19 protein-coding genes and 2 pseudogenes are annotated in these 15,175 nt (G+C 47.6%); 1 reads left to right on the forward strand and 20 read right to left on the reverse strand.

The window, feature by feature from the left end:
• Positions 1-67: 67 nt before the first annotated feature.
• The 11 genes from DW720_RS02765 to DW720_RS02815 all read right to left on the reverse strand — a co-directional run bounded on the left by DW720_RS02765 (position 68) and on the right by DW720_RS02815 (position 7,209).
• Positions 68-307 (reverse strand): DUF3847 domain-containing protein, encoded by a 240-nt coding sequence (locus DW720_RS02765; RefSeq protein ID WP_118316717.1) that lies wholly within the window; start codon positions 305-307, stop codon positions 68-70.
• 78 nt (positions 308-385) lie between these two features.
• The gene (locus tag DW720_RS02770) at positions 386-847 is read right to left on the reverse strand and encodes a sigma factor-like helix-turn-helix DNA-binding protein (protein ID WP_118316718.1); all 462 of its coding nucleotides are present in this window, start codon (positions 845-847) and stop codon (positions 386-388) included.
• Between the two features lie 10 nt (positions 848-857).
• On the reverse strand, positions 858-1,310 hold the full coding sequence (locus DW720_RS02775; RefSeq protein ID WP_118316719.1) for an RNA polymerase subunit sigma-24: 453 nt from the start codon (positions 1,308-1,310) through the stop codon (positions 858-860).
• Between the two features lie 103 nt (positions 1,311-1,413).
• Complete coding sequence (locus DW720_RS02780) at positions 1,414-1,827, reverse strand: sigma factor-like helix-turn-helix DNA-binding protein (RefSeq protein ID WP_118316720.1); 414 nt, start codon at positions 1,825-1,827, stop codon at positions 1,414-1,416.
• A 442-nt stretch (positions 1,828-2,269) separates the two neighbouring features.
• Entirely contained in the window at positions 2,270-2,731 is a 462-nt protein-coding gene (locus DW720_RS02785) for a hypothetical protein (RefSeq protein WP_118316721.1), read from the reverse strand.
• A 5-nt stretch (positions 2,732-2,736) separates the two neighbouring features.
• Entirely contained in the window at positions 2,737-3,552 is an 816-nt protein-coding gene (locus DW720_RS02790; protein WP_117492179.1) for an ABC transporter permease, read from the reverse strand.
• Positions 3,553-3,564: 12 nt separating this feature from the next.
• A complete protein-coding gene (locus tag DW720_RS02795; protein WP_118316722.1) occupies positions 3,565-4,359 on the reverse strand; it encodes an ABC transporter permease in 795 nt (264 codons plus the stop codon).
• On the reverse strand, positions 4,352-5,278 hold the full coding sequence (locus tag DW720_RS02800; protein WP_117485112.1) for an ABC transporter ATP-binding protein: 927 nt from the start codon (positions 5,276-5,278) through the stop codon (positions 4,352-4,354). The genes DW720_RS02795 and DW720_RS02800 overlap by 8 nt, the downstream gene beginning before the upstream one ends.
• Before the next feature lie 134 nt (positions 5,279-5,412).
• Positions 5,413-6,330 (reverse strand): HAMP domain-containing sensor histidine kinase, encoded by a 918-nt coding sequence (locus DW720_RS02805; RefSeq protein ID WP_118749248.1) that lies wholly within the window; start codon positions 6,328-6,330, stop codon positions 5,413-5,415.
• 5 nt (positions 6,331-6,335) lie between these two features.
• Positions 6,336-7,028: a response regulator transcription factor gene (locus DW720_RS02810; RefSeq protein ID WP_117802754.1), complete on the reverse strand. Its 693-nt coding sequence runs from the start codon at positions 7,026-7,028 to the stop codon at positions 6,336-6,338.
• A complete protein-coding gene (locus DW720_RS02815; RefSeq protein ID WP_024738628.1) occupies positions 7,021-7,209 on the reverse strand; it encodes a helix-turn-helix domain-containing protein in 189 nt (62 codons plus the stop codon). Before DW720_RS02815 ends, DW720_RS02810 begins: the two co-directional genes overlap by 8 nt.
• Before the next feature lie 144 nt (positions 7,210-7,353).
• Here DW720_RS02815 and DW720_RS02820 point away from each other — a divergent pair, with 144 nt between their 5' ends.
• Entirely contained in the window at positions 7,354-7,722 is a 369-nt protein-coding gene (locus tag DW720_RS02820) for a helix-turn-helix transcriptional regulator (RefSeq protein WP_005933665.1), read from the forward strand.
• A gap of 27 nt (positions 7,723-7,749) precedes the next feature.
• Here DW720_RS02820 and DW720_RS02825 read toward each other — a convergent pair whose 3' ends face one another.
• The 9 genes and pseudogenes from DW720_RS02825 to DW720_RS02865 all read right to left on the reverse strand — a co-directional run bounded on the left by DW720_RS02825 (position 7,750) and on the right by DW720_RS02865 (position 15,044).
• Positions 7,750-8,049 (reverse strand): hypothetical protein, encoded by a 300-nt coding sequence (locus tag DW720_RS02825; RefSeq protein ID WP_021650276.1) that lies wholly within the window; start codon positions 8,047-8,049, stop codon positions 7,750-7,752.
• Between the two features lie 16 nt (positions 8,050-8,065).
• Positions 8,066-8,419, reverse strand: a complete 354-nt coding sequence (locus tag DW720_RS02830; RefSeq protein ID WP_097784692.1) for a TnpV protein — start codon at positions 8,417-8,419, stop codon at positions 8,066-8,068.
• Between the two features lie 26 nt (positions 8,420-8,445).
• Positions 8,446-10,326 (reverse strand): recombinase family protein, encoded by a 1,881-nt coding sequence (locus DW720_RS15890; RefSeq protein WP_118316726.1) that lies wholly within the window; start codon positions 10,324-10,326, stop codon positions 8,446-8,448.
• A gap of 90 nt (positions 10,327-10,416) precedes the next feature.
• Positions 10,417-11,373 (reverse strand): annotated as a pseudogene (locus DW720_RS15895) (type IV secretory system conjugative DNA transfer family protein); the annotation flags it as partial.
• Entirely contained in the window at positions 11,370-11,843 is a 474-nt protein-coding gene (locus DW720_RS02840; RefSeq protein WP_008979748.1) for a PcfB family protein, read from the reverse strand. The pseudogene DW720_RS15895 and the gene DW720_RS02840, both read right to left, overlap by 4 nt.
• A gap of 36 nt (positions 11,844-11,879) precedes the next feature.
• Positions 11,880-12,824, reverse strand: a complete 945-nt coding sequence (locus tag DW720_RS02845; protein ID WP_008979747.1) for a DUF6017 domain-containing protein — start codon at positions 12,822-12,824, stop codon at positions 11,880-11,882.
• Positions 12,825-12,982: 158 nt separating this feature from the next.
• A pseudogene (locus DW720_RS02850) lies at positions 12,983-13,171 on the reverse strand (hypothetical protein); the annotation flags it as partial.
• Between the two features lie 145 nt (positions 13,172-13,316).
• Positions 13,317-13,706: a hypothetical protein gene (locus DW720_RS16115; protein WP_182436510.1), complete on the reverse strand. Its 390-nt coding sequence runs from the start codon at positions 13,704-13,706 to the stop codon at positions 13,317-13,319.
• Between the two features lie 222 nt (positions 13,707-13,928).
• Positions 13,929-15,044, reverse strand: a complete 1,116-nt coding sequence (locus DW720_RS02865; protein ID WP_118742843.1) for a glycosyltransferase family 2 protein — start codon at positions 15,042-15,044, stop codon at positions 13,929-13,931.
• Between the last annotated feature and the right edge of the window lie 131 nt (positions 15,045-15,175).

The raw sequence follows: 15,175 nt of genomic DNA on the forward strand, positions 1-15,175 counted from the left end.
CAACAGCTCCCGGCAGGGCGCACGACACCGGCAACGGTGTATAAGTGCGCCCTTGTAAACAAGGGACTTACGGCTTGTCCCCAGATTTCGGCAGTTTTGCGGCCAGTTCCGCCGCCCCCGGAAGATGGGACAGGGCAATCAGGAACGCCTTGACCTCTACGCCGGGAAGGTCGGGGGCCAGAGAAAAAACGCCCTCCAAAATGGCCCCGCGTTCAATCAGGCGGCGGGTACGGGCCTTGCGTTCCTCGTTGCGCTGCTTGTTCTCCAAAATCTTCTTTCGGTTTTCAAGCTGCCGAATCTCCTTCAGGACTTTCTCCCGTTCTTCTTTTGTGGGTGGGCTGTAATTTTTTCGTTCATGTCAGGCACCTCTTTTCTTTGGAAATACTCATAGATTGACCGTCCATTTCTGTCGAGCAAAGTACCGGCGCAGTCTCCGCAGTGCGGCATGGATGGATTTTCCCGCCTGTGCTGGCGTGATACCCTCCATTGCGGCAATATCTTTCACTTTCATACCCAGTATATAGCGGGCGTGAACACGGCGAGCCTGCATAGGCGGCAGGGAGGAAATGGCTTCATACAATCGCCGTATCAGTTCTTCGTATTCGGCTAATTCTTCTTTTTCTATCAGGTAGTCCTCCGGCGATGGCTGCGCCCAGCCGATGGCGGCATTTTCGATTCCATCGTTACAATCGAGGGAATAAAACGCCTTATACCGGAACATCTTGCGATCTCTGGCGGCCTCGGCTCTCTTGTCCAGAAGAAACGCTTCGACGATCTCATCGGACACCTCCACACAAATGTCCTCTTTGCAAAATGGATAATATTGTTTGAGATTGATGGTCTGCATAGGCATGCCCTCACTCTGTTTGAAAAAAGTCATCATAGCAGCGGCGCATATTCCGTAGCCCCCGACGGATGGCAACGCTGACCTTGCTGCTGTGGACGCCCTCTCTCCGGGAGATTTCCGGCTGCTTGATACCAGCAATGTAGTAGGCGTGAACACGGCGGGCCTGTGTCGGAGTGGCATGAGCCAGAGCCACCGGCAGAGCTGCAATCAGGTGCAGGCGGGTGGTCATTTCTTCTCGTTCCAGCAAAATATCTTCCGGCGATCTGCTGTGTTCCAGCGCGTAATTTTCCAGCCAGCTGTATGCGTCCAGAGAGTAGTAGGCGCGGTGGTAGACTTTCCGACGCTCATAGTTCTCCATCTCCCGCTTGGCCTGATACATCGCTGCCCATACCTCGTCCGTAACATCCACAAACTCGTCATGCCGGTAGTGGGGATACATCCACCGCAGATTGATTGTTTTCATAGGCTTACCTCCTGAAAATCGGAGAGGCGGGCAGCTCGTCCGCTGTCCGCCCCTCGCTGAGATAAGGGAAATGATCCCTTTCACTTGGTAGCCAGAAAACAGGTCATTCGTTAAGCCTGTTCTCAAAGAAATTTATAAATTTTTTTCTGACCGCCTCCACACTTTGATACACAGCCACTTTGGAGCAGCCGCACAGCACACCGATCTCTGCAAGGCTCAGCCCGTCAAGCGCATAGAGCAGGAACCGGCGGCGCTGGGCCTCGGTACAGGTGTCCAGAACAGCCATCAGCTCATGCAGCGTTTCCATGCGGCAAAGGTATTCTTCCGGCGTTTCGCCGTAGGCTCCTACACCCTCGGTGGTAATGATGTACTCGTCAAACTCCCGGCCATCCCAATGCCGCCGCTGTTCATGGAACAGGTTCTCCGTTTTGTGATTGGCCCGGTCAAGAAATTCATAGACTTCCAGCGTGACCTCCACAGCCACAGCTTGTCCGTTATAATTGATGGTAACTTCCATCTGCCTTTCCTCCATTCAGATTTTTTTGGTAAATCTGAATGGGGCGACGGGGAGCGACATCGGGGATAAAGTTCGGGCCATGCTGACCCGATGTTTCGGCTCCATAGGGACAAAAAAGCGCCCGGACGGCATAAAGCCATACGAGCGTAATAGAGTATATTTTGCTGTTTAGTTACATGGTATAGTGCATACTTCTGACCGCATTGCTCCGCTGCTGGGAACAGGCTTTTTTTAACTGGTGCAGATCATGGATACTGCGAAAAAGAGAAAAGGACACGGCAAAATAACCTCCAATCAGCTACCGTGTCCCTGCAAGTCGTCATTGGTTTGTGCAAACGCAAAGAAACGGCGGCTCTGAAAATCAAAGCCGCCGTTTCATAGGCGCGTGAAAATATGTCTGCTCTGCGACGGCTTTTTTCTTTTGCCGTCGTCCGGCAGAGTATTATTCAATATTTAATTCAATGTTTCCGGTGAAATTCTCACATTCAATGCCAATATAATTTCCACCATCAGGAAGTGTAATTGTGTCACTATAAGTTCCGGTTGCTTCAATCAACGTGACTGCTTCATCAGATCCAGAAATCCAAAATACTTTTGCAGTACCTTCCGTAATCTCCAAGGTGCAATCAATGGACAGCTCCTTACCGGCTTCTCTCTTTATGGAAGTTCCTCCGAACAAATACTCTGTACCTGAAAAGTTCGCATAATCAGCCGTATAAGTCCCTGTATAATCATCAATTCCTTTTTCTTTCGTACCTTGTAAGGATGAATTTCCGGTAAGCGCTATGGAACCAGCAGACTGAACAATATTGTTATACTGATCGAGAAATTCGTCTTTTGTACAACCTGAAAGCACAGAAGCACCCAATAGTATCAGGCATAATGATAAAACTATTTTCTTCACAGCTATCACCTTCCTTTCCTGCGTACAGCACGCTTTCCTTTTCCCTTGGCATTTGCCTGTTTACGGGATTTCATTTCTTTTTTGTTACTGGACATCAGTAACAACAGCACCGCCCAGAGAACCATGATGCCAATCCCAATGACCGCCAACAAAGGGGTTGAGGATGTGGTTGTTCCGGCATATTCACTCATGTCAAATCCCACTAAAATCAGCGCAGCAGAGAACGGATAGATGCTGGCAAGGATACCACTTTTGAAAAACAACATGCTGTATCCAAGGAAGAACGCCAGAATGGAACCGCCCAGATATGCCCCTCGAATCTGCCCAAAAATCAGGATCAGCGGCATACAGACCAAATAGGTCGTCAGAGCCGCTAACACGATCTGCGTACCTCCATGAAAAAACACTTCCGCTGTCAGTCCCGATAATCCAACCGTCAATCCAGTAATCAAGGTAATGCCAACGCTGTATATTCCCAGCAGAACTGCAAGCATACCGACTAAAAGTAACTTAGCTCCCAACATTTTCGGCATAGAAACAGGAATTGTCATGATGTTTTTCAGTGTATCATGAGTGGATTCTCTGTCTATAAGCCATCCTCCGATCATTACCAGTGAAATTGGAAGGAATATCTGAGTGTTTCCCCAAACAACATTTTCAAATAGTGCAGAAAAATCATAATTTGGATTTCGGTACTCTGCCTCCACAATCAACTGACTTCCATACTGAACCAAAGGACAGAGTGCAAGCGCCACCAGTCCTACCAAAAGAATCTGGCACCGGCGCAGTTTCAGTAATTCCGATTTTAATAAGTTCCACATAGTCACACCCCCTTAGATTTCCTGTCGCCGGTAAACAAATGCAATCAGCGCAAGAAATACAATGGCTTCCACAATAATCACACCGAATACCTGAACACCATTCAGAAAATACGGACTGACCCGTTCCAACAAATCTGCTAACTCCGCACTGGTCTGGCTTTGGTCATAAAATTGGAATGTCCAGCGGAAGGCCAGCGGTCCCGGAAACAGGGTTCCTATGTTCAAACCAAAAGGCTGTGTGAGAAACATATCGTTCATGGAAAGGATATAATTCGCAATCGTATAGAAAAAGGTAATCACGACAGACACGATATAGTTTTTATTAAGAAGAACAACGAGCAGAATACAGGGAAGTGCGCCCACCCACATAATCAGCCCTTCTTCAATTCCAACGCCAAACAAGGTCCAAAACCCAACCGGTTTCCAACCCTGAAACAACAAAACCGCAAGATTTACCAATCCTCCAACTGCCATAAAGCCAACGGCAAACAACAGTAAAACCAGCATCTTGGACAGCACCAGCTTGGTTCTATTTACCGGTACGGTAACAAGGTTTTTCAGTGTGTCATTATCAAGTTCCTCAAACAACAGATTCGAAGCCAGTATCACAAGAAGCGGCATCAAAAGCAAATATGCACTAAGCTGGAATAGGCTGGACATCACTCCATTTACAGCATCCACATCAGTGTTTACATCTGCCAGAAAGAAAGCATAAGCCAATGGCATGAAAACAGAAAGCAGTAGGGAAATAAATACCAATGGCTTCCGTTTCAATTTCAAAAATTCGCATTTGATTAGTTTAAGCAATTCCTTCGCCCCCTGTCACACGCTTGAAGTAATCTTCAAGACTTTCTTCACAGGTATGTGCTTCTGATACCTCCAATCCGTTTTCTACAAAGGCAGTTACAATTTTCCCCACGGGTAGCTCCATATTGTGTAGACGCAGATTGTGGTCGTCTTGTATGGAAAAATGGGTTTCATGGAAATTGCGTTCCAAAATTCTTGCCGCCTGTGCAGTATCCGAAAGCGTAAAACGGATATGCTTACTGCTTTTTTGCTCCAGCTCAGCAAGGCTTTCTTCTTCCAGCAATGCGCCGTGGTCGATAATTCCAATATCGTCAGCCAGCAAGGAAATCTCCGAAAGAATGTGACTGGAAATCAAAATGGTTTTTCCTCGCGCGTCACAAAGCTCACGAATAAAGGAACGTACTTCTGCAATACCGATGGGATCGAGGCCGTTGATCGGCTCATCCAAAATCAAAAGCTCCGGATCGTGCATAACGGCAAGGGCGATGGCAAGCCGCTGCTTCATACCAAGAGAATACTGTGAAAAGAGCTTTTTATCTTTGTAGGGCAGTCCTACCAGATCCAGAGCATCTTTGATGGCATGATTGTTTGGTACGCCCCGCAGAGTAGCAAAGATACGCAGGTTCTCTGTGCCGGTCAGATTGGGATAAAAACCGGGGGACTCAATCAGGCTTCCGATACGGGGCAACAGCTTCTTTTCATTCCCTTGCAAAGACTTTCCCCAGATTTTGACCTCCCCGGAAGTCGGCTTCGTTAAGCCCAACAGCATTTTCATGGTAGTGGTTTTTCCGGCTCCGTTTCTGCCCAGCAGACCGTAAATTCTCCCACGCTTCACATGAATATTTAAGTCAGCCACACTCTTTTGTGAGCCGTATTGCTTCGTCAGATTTTTTGTTTCAATGATATAATTTGTATCCATATTCAAAACCTCCTGTTCTGTAAGGTATTCTATCATGCCAACCTTGCATTAACCTTGCCGCAACCTTGCATTAACCTTGCAATTTGAAATCCAGTAAAATGACAAAGGCTCCCGCCATAAAGACGGGAACCCGCTTAACTCTCCAAAGGAAAAAGCAACATAAATTCAGTTCCTTTTCCCGGCAAACTTTCAACTGTTATACTCCCACCCATCTTTTCTACAAGCTGATGGACAATAGAAAGACCAAGACCGCTTCCTTTTTCAGACCGTCCTTTGTCACACTTATAAAGCCGTTCAAAAATGTGTTTCAAATCTTCCTTCTCAATTCCCACTCCATTATCCGCCAGCAGCAGCTCCATGTTATTTTCCTTCTTCGATAGGGAAATTTTGATTTTGTCCGCATGGCTGTGAGCGATTACATTTTGAATAAGGTTATTGATGATCCTCATATAGCTATCCATATCCAATCTTACCCGGACAGGCTGTTCAGGAATATCAATGTCATACTCAACCTGTTTATCCTCAAAAATCGGTATCCAGTCAATGAGGATATTTCTTGTCAGCTCTGCGGCCTCAACACTCTGGATCTCCAAAGCAAACTCGTTAGAATTTAACTTGAACCAGTCAAAGAGTACATCAATGTATTCTTTCAGATCATGGGCTTTCCGGCGGGCGGTTTCAATATAATCATCCCGGTCTTTTCCTGTGACCAGTCCTTTGTGTGCAGCGTCAAGATACCCAATCAGAGTAGTAAGGGGCGTTCGCACATCATGGGAAAGGCTCGTCATAAGCTGGCGGTTGGTTTCTTCTGTCTGCCGTACAGTTGAAAGTCTGCTTTCATAGGCCACAACGATCTCATTGATTTCATAGGCAAGAGGTGCTGTCAGTTCATTTGTTGCAGATAGAATACGCCGGTTGCCATTTCCGTTTTTCACATCAACCAGCACATCGGTCATTTCTGCTATTTGTTTTTTTACACGCCGAACGAGAACGATAGAAGTCAATACAGCCACAACAGCAATCACAATGGACAAGAATACGATAATTTCCATGCTGACTACACCTCCTTATTAAACCGGTAGCCAATCCCTTTGACCGTTTGTATGTACTTTGGGCTTGAAGGATTGACTTCTAATTTTTTACGAAGTCGGCTGATAATCGCCATAATGTTACTGTCATCATAGAAATATTCTTCGCCCCATACTTCCTCATAAATCTGCTGTTTGGTCAAAATTTTCCCTTGATGTTTTGCACAGTACAGGAGCAAATCAAATTCCTTTGGCGGAAGTTCAAAAGTGCCGTTTGCCGTCGTAACAGAACGATTTTCAAGGTCAATTTGCAATCCATCAAAATCCAGTTTTTGCACAGCTCCGGCTTGATGATTAAAACGGGTGTAGCGGCGAATGAGGGACGCAATACGGGCAATCAGTTCGTCCATATCAAATGGTTTTGTCAGATAATCGTCCGCCCCGGCTCGTAAGCCCCGTACTTTAGAAATGCTGTCATTTTTAGATGTGAACATCAAAATCGGCAGACTGTTCTCTTTGCGGATTTCTTCCAGCGTTTCAAAGCCATCCATACCAGGCATCATCACATCCAGCACCACAAGCTGATACTCCTGCTCTCTTAATTTTTGTAAGCCCTCTTTTCCGGTATTACAAAAATCAGCTTCTATGTTTTCTGCTTGTACGCTACGTTTAATCAAAGCGCACAGTTCTCTATCATCATCTATAATCAGGATTTTATTCATGGTGCAACCCCTTCCCTTGTTTTGTCCTTCCGTCAATCGGCTTTTCTGCGTTCTTTGGGATCAGCCAAACACCAGCCATCTTTACAGCGCCGGGAATGCGCCCTCCGGCGCAATAATAATTTACCCTACGAGGTGTCACGCCCCACTTTTCGGCGGCCTCTTTCAATGTCATATAGTCCATTTCGCACCTCCACAGAGTACATTATAGTTCTCTTTCTCGAACAATGCAAGGAACGAAATGTGAATTATAAACTTCAACCAACCTGCATATAGCAACATTCCACGGGCGAAGTATGAATTATACAATGTAACTGGGTGATGTTATATGGCGAAAGTTGAAGATTGTCCCGGTTTTGAAACCTTCGGCGCAGATGTCAAAGCTGCACGAGAGGCAAAGCGTCTGGCACGAAAAACATTGGCAGAAATGGTTGGGATTGAATGGCGGTATCTTGCCAACATTGAGAATCAAGGTGCGATTCCGAGCCTGCCTGTGATGATCCAGTTGATTAAGGTCTGCGGACTTCCCGTGGAACGGTATTTTAACCCGGAGATTATGCGAGAAGAAAGCGAACAGCGGCAACGGGTCAGCCACAAGCTGAAGCTTTGCCCTGAAGAATACCTGCCGATTATCGAAGGTGCCATAGACGGGGCGCTCAAAATGGAACAGACTGCGAAGCAGAAGGAGGACGCATAATCGCGGCCTCCTTCTGGCGTTTCTGTATCATGTTTCCCTGCACTTTTCCAAAAGTTCCCGGCACCTCTGCTGGATTTCTCCGGTTTCTGTCACAGTCAGGTCACGGTCATTTCCAGTAATCTTATCTTCCAGAAAGTTGGCGTATGTACCCAACAAAGCGTTCCGTAAATCCTCCGGGGTTTTCTGTATTTCAGCGCTGTACCAGTCATTCCGGTGGGGTTCCCATGCCATCAATGTATAACCGTGGCTGGTCTGAACCACCTCATACAGTGGATCATCATCCAGATATGCCTGAAACACTTTCAAAATCTTTTCAAAGGTCAGCATTTCCCGCACCTCCCATTCAGCTGCAAATCAGTTCCCTGATTAAAATTTCCTCAATCTGTGCCGTTAATGTGTTCATCAGCCCCACCCAACGCATAGGGTCACAGGCTTTCAGTTCTTCCGTGACACCCGCAGTCTCCATCATGTGAGGCAACATGGTGTCCACGCGCTCCTGCGCTGTCCGGTCAATCTCTAACAGGTGTGGATACAGCTTCTCGCTCATCAGCAGTTGGTTGTAGAGAATGGGGCGATGTTTCTTTAGGTAGGATTTTCTCATCCTGCCGTACTTGCCGATAGAAGTTTCCGGCTGTTCAGAAAGTTTTAGGTTGGGTATATCATAATCTCCACAACGAATGTAAGTCAACTTACTCATTTTCATTCTCCTTTGCTTCGTGATGATTAGACTGCTGCGCTGGCTGCTATGCTGCCTTTGCGCGGTTCTTCTTTCGGCAGCTGACCGATAGTAGAAAAAACACCTTTTTTCATATCCTCAGCCCGGATCAGGGCTTTCTTAGCGTCCATTTCCGCTTTTTTCTGCGCCTTGATTTTGTCCTCATACCGTTTCTGTGCGCCGCTGGCTTTTCGTTTCAAATAGTTCTGATGGAGCCTGTCCTTGCGTTCTTCTTTTTTTCGCAATTCTTCCTGTTCCTCCGGGGTTAAAGGAACCGGCTGTAAGGATGGTGGGATATAGCGTCCTAAAAAATTGAAGTAGATTTCAATTTCCTGCGTGGTGTCCTGACTGCCTTTTCGGGCGCGTTCGTGGACAAGGATTTTCTCTACAAACTCGTTGAACATGGTGTTTGTCAGCGTGTCAAAATTCTCGTATTTATCAATCAGGGCTATAAATTTCTCTGCGGATTTCTGGCTTTGCTCGTAGCCGGTAACAGCCTTTTCCAGCTCTGCAATTTCAATCTCAAGTGCATCCTGCTCTTTGGCATACTGTGTATCAAGCGCCTTATATCGTGCATCCGGCAGCTTGCCGAGGGCGTTGTCCTCATAGATTTTGCAAATCAGTTTTTCCAGTTCTCCGGCTCTCTTTTGAGCAGCAGCCAGACGCCTGCGCTTTTTCGATATATCGGCACTCTGTTGAGCAACCTGCGTTTCCTGAACGGTGTGAATAAATTCCGTCCGGTCATTTCTCGAATATTCAGCGATAGCCCTGAGCGTGTCGGAAACCAATGTCAGGACAGCACTCTCATTGATACGGTGTTGTGTAGGGCATAGTGTCCCACACGGAACTTTGGTATAATTGGAACAGGTATATTGAGAAATCCGCTTGCCATTGTTGGTGCGGTGGACATACATCTTGCCGCCACAATCGGCACAATAGAGCAAACCTGTGAGGGGAGCCGCTTCGCCCCAGCCGTTTGGATAACGCCGTACATTGCTGCGGATTTTCTGCGCCAAATCAAAGGTCTGCTGGTCGATAATGGCTTCATGGGTATTCTCAAAGATCGTCCATTTGTCCTCAGAAACATAGTGGCTTTTCTTGTCCTTAAAGTGCTTGCGGGTCTTGAAATTGATGGTATGCCCTAAATACTCTCGTTTTTTCAAAATGTTCACGATGGTAGATGATCCCCACCCATAGGGGTCTTTGACCGGCTTTGAACGGTTCACACCCTCGTTGAAGCGGGCAAGGTGTACGACAGGAATTTCAATCCGGTCTGTGGATAATTTGCAGGCGATCTGGTAAGGCCCATATCCCTCCAGCGTGAGGGAAAAGATACGGCGTACCACTTCGGCAGCTTCCTCATCTACCAGCCAATGCTCCCGTTTTTCGTCCCATAAGTAGCCGTAAATCACAGTGCCGGTCAGGTGCTTGCCACTCATGCCTTTTGACTTAAACACAGATCGGATTTTCCGGCTGGTATCACGGGCGTAAAATTCATTCATGATGTTGCGGAACGGGGTAAAATCGTCATCGCCTTTCAGACTGTCCACACCGTCGTTGATGGCAATCAGACGAACACCTCGCTGCCGCAAAACCTCCATAACTTGACCGACCTTCAGATAGTCGCGTCCTAACCGGCTCATGTCCTTGATGACGATTGCCTCTACACGCCCTGCCTCCACTTCCTCCATCATCGCCAAAAATCCGGGGCGGTCAAAACGGGTGCCTGAGATACCATCATCGGTAAAGTGCGTAGGGTTGGGCAGCCCATTCCGGCGGGCAAAATCCTCTAACATCTGTTTTTGGTTGGATATGGAGTTGCTCTCGCCCTGTAACTCATCGTCCCGGCTCAGGCGCTCGTACAGTGGGGTAATTTTTTCATTTCTCATGGCTGTACCTCCTGAAACAAAAATGCTCTAAGTGATTGCTTCACTAACCATGACAAAATCATGATTAAGAAGTCACTTAGAGCATATATCACCCGCCGCCAATTTGTATTTTTTATATTGCTTCACCGCGAAATGGTCGGGGCTGCGTTCTTCTAAATCGGCAAAGAGCAGATCAACGGGGCTTTGGTATTCCTCGTCGTCCTCGCGTGCTTCGCTTGCATTGATAAGTTCAAGCAGCGTTGTAAAGCTCATTTCCTCGGCGGGGGCTTCATACCAAATGTAGCCGATCAACGCGCAATATAATAATCTCTCGGCTTTCACCCAAAAATCTTCCGCGCTTTTTTCTCCCTCGCCTTTGGTATTGACAATAAGGGTATTGACAACCTTTAACACGTCCTTTTCGCTGCGGATATAGACAAAGGGGTTATAGTGCATACTTTTCCGAAAGTTTATCGTGTTCAGTACCTTAATGCGGTAGCCTGCCCGTTGCAGCAGCTTTCCGCACTCGATTAGGACGGTGCCTTTTGGGTCGGTCAAGACGTAGGAAGAATGAAGCTGCATTAAATTAGGCTTTACGAAAAACCTTGTCTTGCCGCTGCCGCTGCCGCCGATCACCACGACGTTTTTATTTCTCGCATATTTCGGCTGCTTCGGGCGGCTGTTCATGGTAAGGCGTTCGGTCTGCGTCAAAATGATGTTGTTCTGAAAATCCGGGTCGATGTAGGGCTTTATATCTTCGGCGTTGCCCCAACGTGCGCTGCCGTATTCTGCGCCCTTGCGGTATTTCTTTGCGTTTTTCCCTTTGACATAGACAATCAGACGAATAACCACCGCGCCGACAATGCCGATAAGCAAATCCAACGGGTGAACGCTCGGCAAGGCATTTGAAAACGCTTCGGAAAATCCCTGTGTGATATTGAGTATCTTTTCGGAAATATCCGCGCCGGGGGCAAGCCGCGTCGCCTGTCCTACTTTATCAAAGAGATAGACAAAGAACACATAGGGGATATTCGGGATTATCAGCTTTTTGTAGTTTATCTGCTTCATATCTCGCGCCCCCTGTCTATTTTCTTTACCTTGTCGCGGGCGGCGTTAAGCTGCTTCGCCTTGTCCTTTGCTGCGGCAAGGGCTTTGCGGATAGAGGGCTTTTTATCCCTGTTCAGCTTCTTTGCGGAAAACTCTTGAAACGCTGCGATCATAACGTCCGCGTCCCTGCCTTTGAAAAACACAAGGTAACGGGTCTGTTCGCCCTTAACCTTTTTCAGCGAAAAATCTATGTTGTACTTCTTCGCGGTACTCTCAAAGGCTTTGATATTGCTGTCGGTGATCTCGATGTTGGAAACACCCGCATTTTGCTTCATAAGCTGCCGCATGGTCTGTTTCCCATGCGGGGCTTTGCTTTTCTGCTCCAAAAACTTCTTGATTGCTTTTTGCAACGCCTGTTCGGTAAGCCTTGCCGCGCCTTTTCCCACATTGACGGATAGGGCAATCGTTTTTTGGGTTACTTCCTCCTGCAAGGTATCAACTCCTTTCCCGGTAAACTGCGGCTATGCTCATTTGCTGCCGTAAAAGTCGTGATTGACAAGGGCGGTATAATAGCTGTCAATGGTACTCGGCGCGTTGAACAGTACCGCTTTCAAATACTGCTTGATATTGCGCACTTTGGTTGTGTTCTCCCTCATGCAATCCAAAACAAACTCAATATGGCTGCTGTTCAGCTTCAAAAACTTTGATTTCACTAATTCGGCGGGGTAGTCGTCCCCGGCAATACGGATTGTCTTTCGCGCTGTGCAGACGGTTTCCAGCATAAGGTCAACTATCTCATTTAGGCGGTCTGCGTCAATTTTGCAGTTTTGAATGAGATGGTCGTATTCGATATTGTCCTTGATAATCTCCCTGTAAATCTCTACTGCGCTATTGCTTTTCGCTTCCGTTCTTTTCCTTTCCGGCGGCGTAGCCGCTTCGCCCTGCTCAAAGGGCAAGGGGTTTAGGGAATGGAATGGAAAGGAATGGGTACTTGATAAATCCGTAATTGATTGTTCTTTACTTGATATATCTTTATTTAATTGCGTTGGATTTTCCAACGTAGGTTTTTCCTGCGTAGGTTTTTCCAACGTTGGATTATCCAATGTTGGATTTTCCAATGTAGGTAAATCCAATATAGGCGGCTGTCCGCCGCTGGTAGCTGCTTCCGGCTCTCGCGGCTGCGGCTGCTCGTATATGACGTAATCCGCGCCCCGCAAGCGTCCCTTTTCGTCGCGCTCCCGGCTGCGCACGATATATCCGGCTTTTTCGAGTTCCTTTACCGCTTCGCGGATTGCGTCGATCTTCTCCCGGTTGATATGGGATAAGCCCGCAAGGGTATAATCCCAATCCTCCGGCAAAGACAGCATTTGCGACAACAAGCCCTTTGCCTTTAAGGACAATTCTTTGTTGCGCAAGTGGTGGTTGCTCATAACGGTATATCCCGTATTTCGCTCCACTCTGAAAACTGCCATATTTCCTCACTTCCTCTCTTGGTCTGCGTGGACAATTAGAAAGCCGTTTTCGGCGGTTTTGGTATTGCAATATGCCCTTTGCCGTTTTCGCGTCTGCAAAGCCGCATGGCACAAGGGCTTTTGCCCGTCTATTTGTCCATGCTGGCGGGCGTTTTCCGCGTCCTCTTGCCGGGGCAATAGGGACACTCTTTGAAAACGCAAAACTCATATTTCCACCCGGGGCGGTAGAAACGGCAAGTGCCGCAATCTTCATCATCTCCGGCACAACCGGATTGATAGCGGTCAAATCCCGGCTTCTGCTGCATGAGCAGTTCAAACGCCCGCTGCTTGCCCTTTGTGAAATACATTCCGGCTGCGCCTCCTTTCCTGCGGGCATAAAAAAACGCCACAACTTCTTTGAAGCTGCGGCGGCATATCCTACCCACTTAAAAACGCCATATCAAGGCTTGTCCAACCTTGCTACGGCGTTTTAGGTGTAATCATAGGGGCTGTTTAATTGTCTTTAAGATAGTGGAAAGCCGCATGGTTACGGCAATTTCCGTGTTGTGCATATATTGACGGAGCAGTAGCGCCCGCAGCCCCGTCAGCGCCAGCCGGCCCAGCCGGACCCGCAGCGCCGGTAGCGCCGGTCGGCCCGGTCGGACCAGTCGGCCCAGCCGGACCCGTAGCGCCGTCCAGTCCATCGAGTCCGGCAGCACCAGTGGGACCGACAGGTCCGATCGGTCCGGGGCAGCCGCGTGGTCCTATGGGACCGGGACGACAGCAGTTGTAGGGTTCAAAAGAACCGGGACAGCCGCGATCGCGTCCGCAGCGCCCATAGCCGTTATTTTCATAGTCACTATCATCAAAATAGTAGGGATAATTACATGAATGACGAAACATAAAAAACTCCTTTCCAGATTTAGGACATCCATCCTGATGTAGTATATGTGTGCGATGAAAGAGATGTGCATTAGCAGAAAAGGGCTGGGAAATTGAGGGCTGGGAACTGTGGAATATTATAAGTGTGGAAGACGGTAAGAATGAATGTAGGAAGTGTGGATGCCGCTGGATGGAACGACTCCCAGTCCGCCGCTCAGACCATTGCAGAGGTCGGAGAGAATGTCACAAGATAGGTAATCCGTTTGTTTTATGGTTTGAGGATATGGTTTGAAAGTATTCTTCATTTGTCAAAACCGCCGGAGAATCCGGGCGGATTTTTTTTGTTTCCTTATGATAATACAGTGCCTTATCATAGTTTCCCATCCGATCATAGCAGACGCAGAGCTGGATTAAAGGAATGAAATCATAGTAATCGGCTTCGATAAAGGCATTTGGATGATATTCTGGTCGGTCTTTGAGGGCAAGCTGGTACCAGAAAACAGCCTGGGAAATTTCTCCGAGGGAAAGTTTCAACCGTCCAATCTCACAGCAGGTTTTAGCACGTGGGCGGTCGTAGAGAAAACTCTGGAACAGGGAAAGCTGGCTGGCAGCTATATTTCTGAGCATTTCATGGCAGCGCGCCAGAAGCAGACAGGCGTCCGCCTTATTTTCATACCACCCGTCCGGTTCGTTTAGGAAATGTTCCAGAACCGGGCGGGCTTTTTCGTATTGTTTGTGGTCGATGAGTTCGCGGGCGTAGTAGTATTGATGGCGCGGATCGAGCAGTTCGCCGTCTGCAAGCATTGTTTCATAGATTTTCAGGTTCCGGTCAGAATGGGTGAGAGCGGAAGCAGGCTTCCGGTGTTCGATCTGAATAGGAGAATAGAGAATTCTGCCGCGTGGCGCGATGGCTTCGTGGACGCGTCCCTTCCAGAGAAAATGCCGGTCCGTTCGCAGAATCCGTTCGCGATCGTAGGTAAATGCAGGTGTGCCGTCCGGCTGGAATCCAGCGATGTATTTCAGCATGACAACGTCGGGCTGCGGGGATTTGCTTAAAGTTTCTTTCAACTTTAAAATCGCTGTAATCGATTCTGCGGGAACGATATCGTCGGCGTCGAGCCACATCCAGTATTCGGTTGTGACCTTTTCACAGATGAAATTGCGCGCGGCGGCGAAATCATCGTTCCACGGATAGTGATAAATATGTTTGGTGTATTGCCGGGCGATTTCTACAGTTCGATCGGTGGAACCGGTGTCGGCGACGAGGATTTCATCCGCAAATTGTATGGCAGATGCTAAAACACGCGTCAAAACGGCTTCTTCATTTTTGACGATCATACATAGGCTGAGGCGGATCATGGGATCTCCAAAATCAATATCAAATTGATATTAATATATGAAAGAAGTTTTTTGATGTGTACAGACATTATATATATAATTATATAAGGATAAACAGGAGAAAAGTAACGTTCTATTATTTTGCGGGTACT

Source organism: Clostridium sp. AM27-28 (genome assembly GCF_003480955.1).
GTDB classification, from domain to species: domain Bacteria; phylum Bacillota; class Clostridia; order Lachnospirales; family Lachnospiraceae; genus Otoolea; species Otoolea fessa.

Bases quoted from the DNA above. Each gene is read 5' to 3' on its own strand.
- DW720_RS02770 (WP_118316718.1), bottom strand. From the start codon at position 847: ATGCAGACCATCAATCTCAAACAATATTATCCATTTTGCAAAGAGGAC.
- DW720_RS02775 (WP_118316719.1), bottom strand. From the start codon at position 1,310: ATGAAAACAATCAATCTGCGGTGGATGTATCCCCACTACCGGCATGAC.
- DW720_RS02780 (WP_118316720.1), bottom strand. From the start codon at position 1,827: ATGGAAGTTACCATCAATTATAACGGACAAGCTGTGGCTGTGGAGGTC.
- DW720_RS02790 (WP_117492179.1), bottom strand. From the start codon at position 3,552: ATGTGGAACTTATTAAAATCGGAATTACTGAAACTGCGCCGGTGCCAG.
- DW720_RS02800 (WP_117485112.1), bottom strand. From the start codon at position 5,278: ATGGATACAAATTATATCATTGAAACAAAAAATCTGACGAAGCAATAC.
- DW720_RS02805 (WP_118749248.1), bottom strand. From the start codon at position 6,330: ATGGAAATTATCGTATTCTTGTCCATTGTGATTGCTGTTGTGGCTGTA.
- DW720_RS02810 (WP_117802754.1), bottom strand. From the start codon at position 7,028: ATGAATAAAATCCTGATTATAGATGATGATAGAGAACTGTGCGCTTTG.
- DW720_RS02815 (WP_024738628.1), bottom strand. From the start codon at position 7,209: ATGGACTATATGACATTGAAAGAGGCCGCCGAAAAGTGGGGCGTGACA.
- DW720_RS02820 (WP_005933665.1), top strand. From the start codon at position 7,354: ATGGCGAAAGTTGAAGATTGTCCCGGTTTTGAAACCTTCGGCGCAGAT.
- DW720_RS02825 (WP_021650276.1), bottom strand. From the start codon at position 8,049: ATGCTGACCTTTGAAAAGATTTTGAAAGTGTTTCAGGCATATCTGGAT.
- DW720_RS02830 (WP_097784692.1), bottom strand. From the start codon at position 8,419: ATGAGTAAGTTGACTTACATTCGTTGTGGAGATTATGATATACCCAAC.
- DW720_RS15890 (WP_118316726.1), bottom strand. From the start codon at position 10,326: ATGAGAAATGAAAAAATTACCCCACTGTACGAGCGCCTGAGCCGGGAC.
- DW720_RS02845 (WP_008979747.1), bottom strand. From the start codon at position 12,824: ATGGCAGTTTTCAGAGTGGAGCGAAATACGGGATATACCGTTATGAGC.
- DW720_RS16115 (WP_182436510.1), bottom strand. From the start codon at position 13,706: ATGTTTCGTCATTCATGTAATTATCCCTACTATTTTGATGATAGTGAC.
- DW720_RS02865 (WP_118742843.1), bottom strand. From the start codon at position 15,044: ATGATCCGCCTCAGCCTATGTATGATCGTCAAAAATGAAGAAGCCGTT.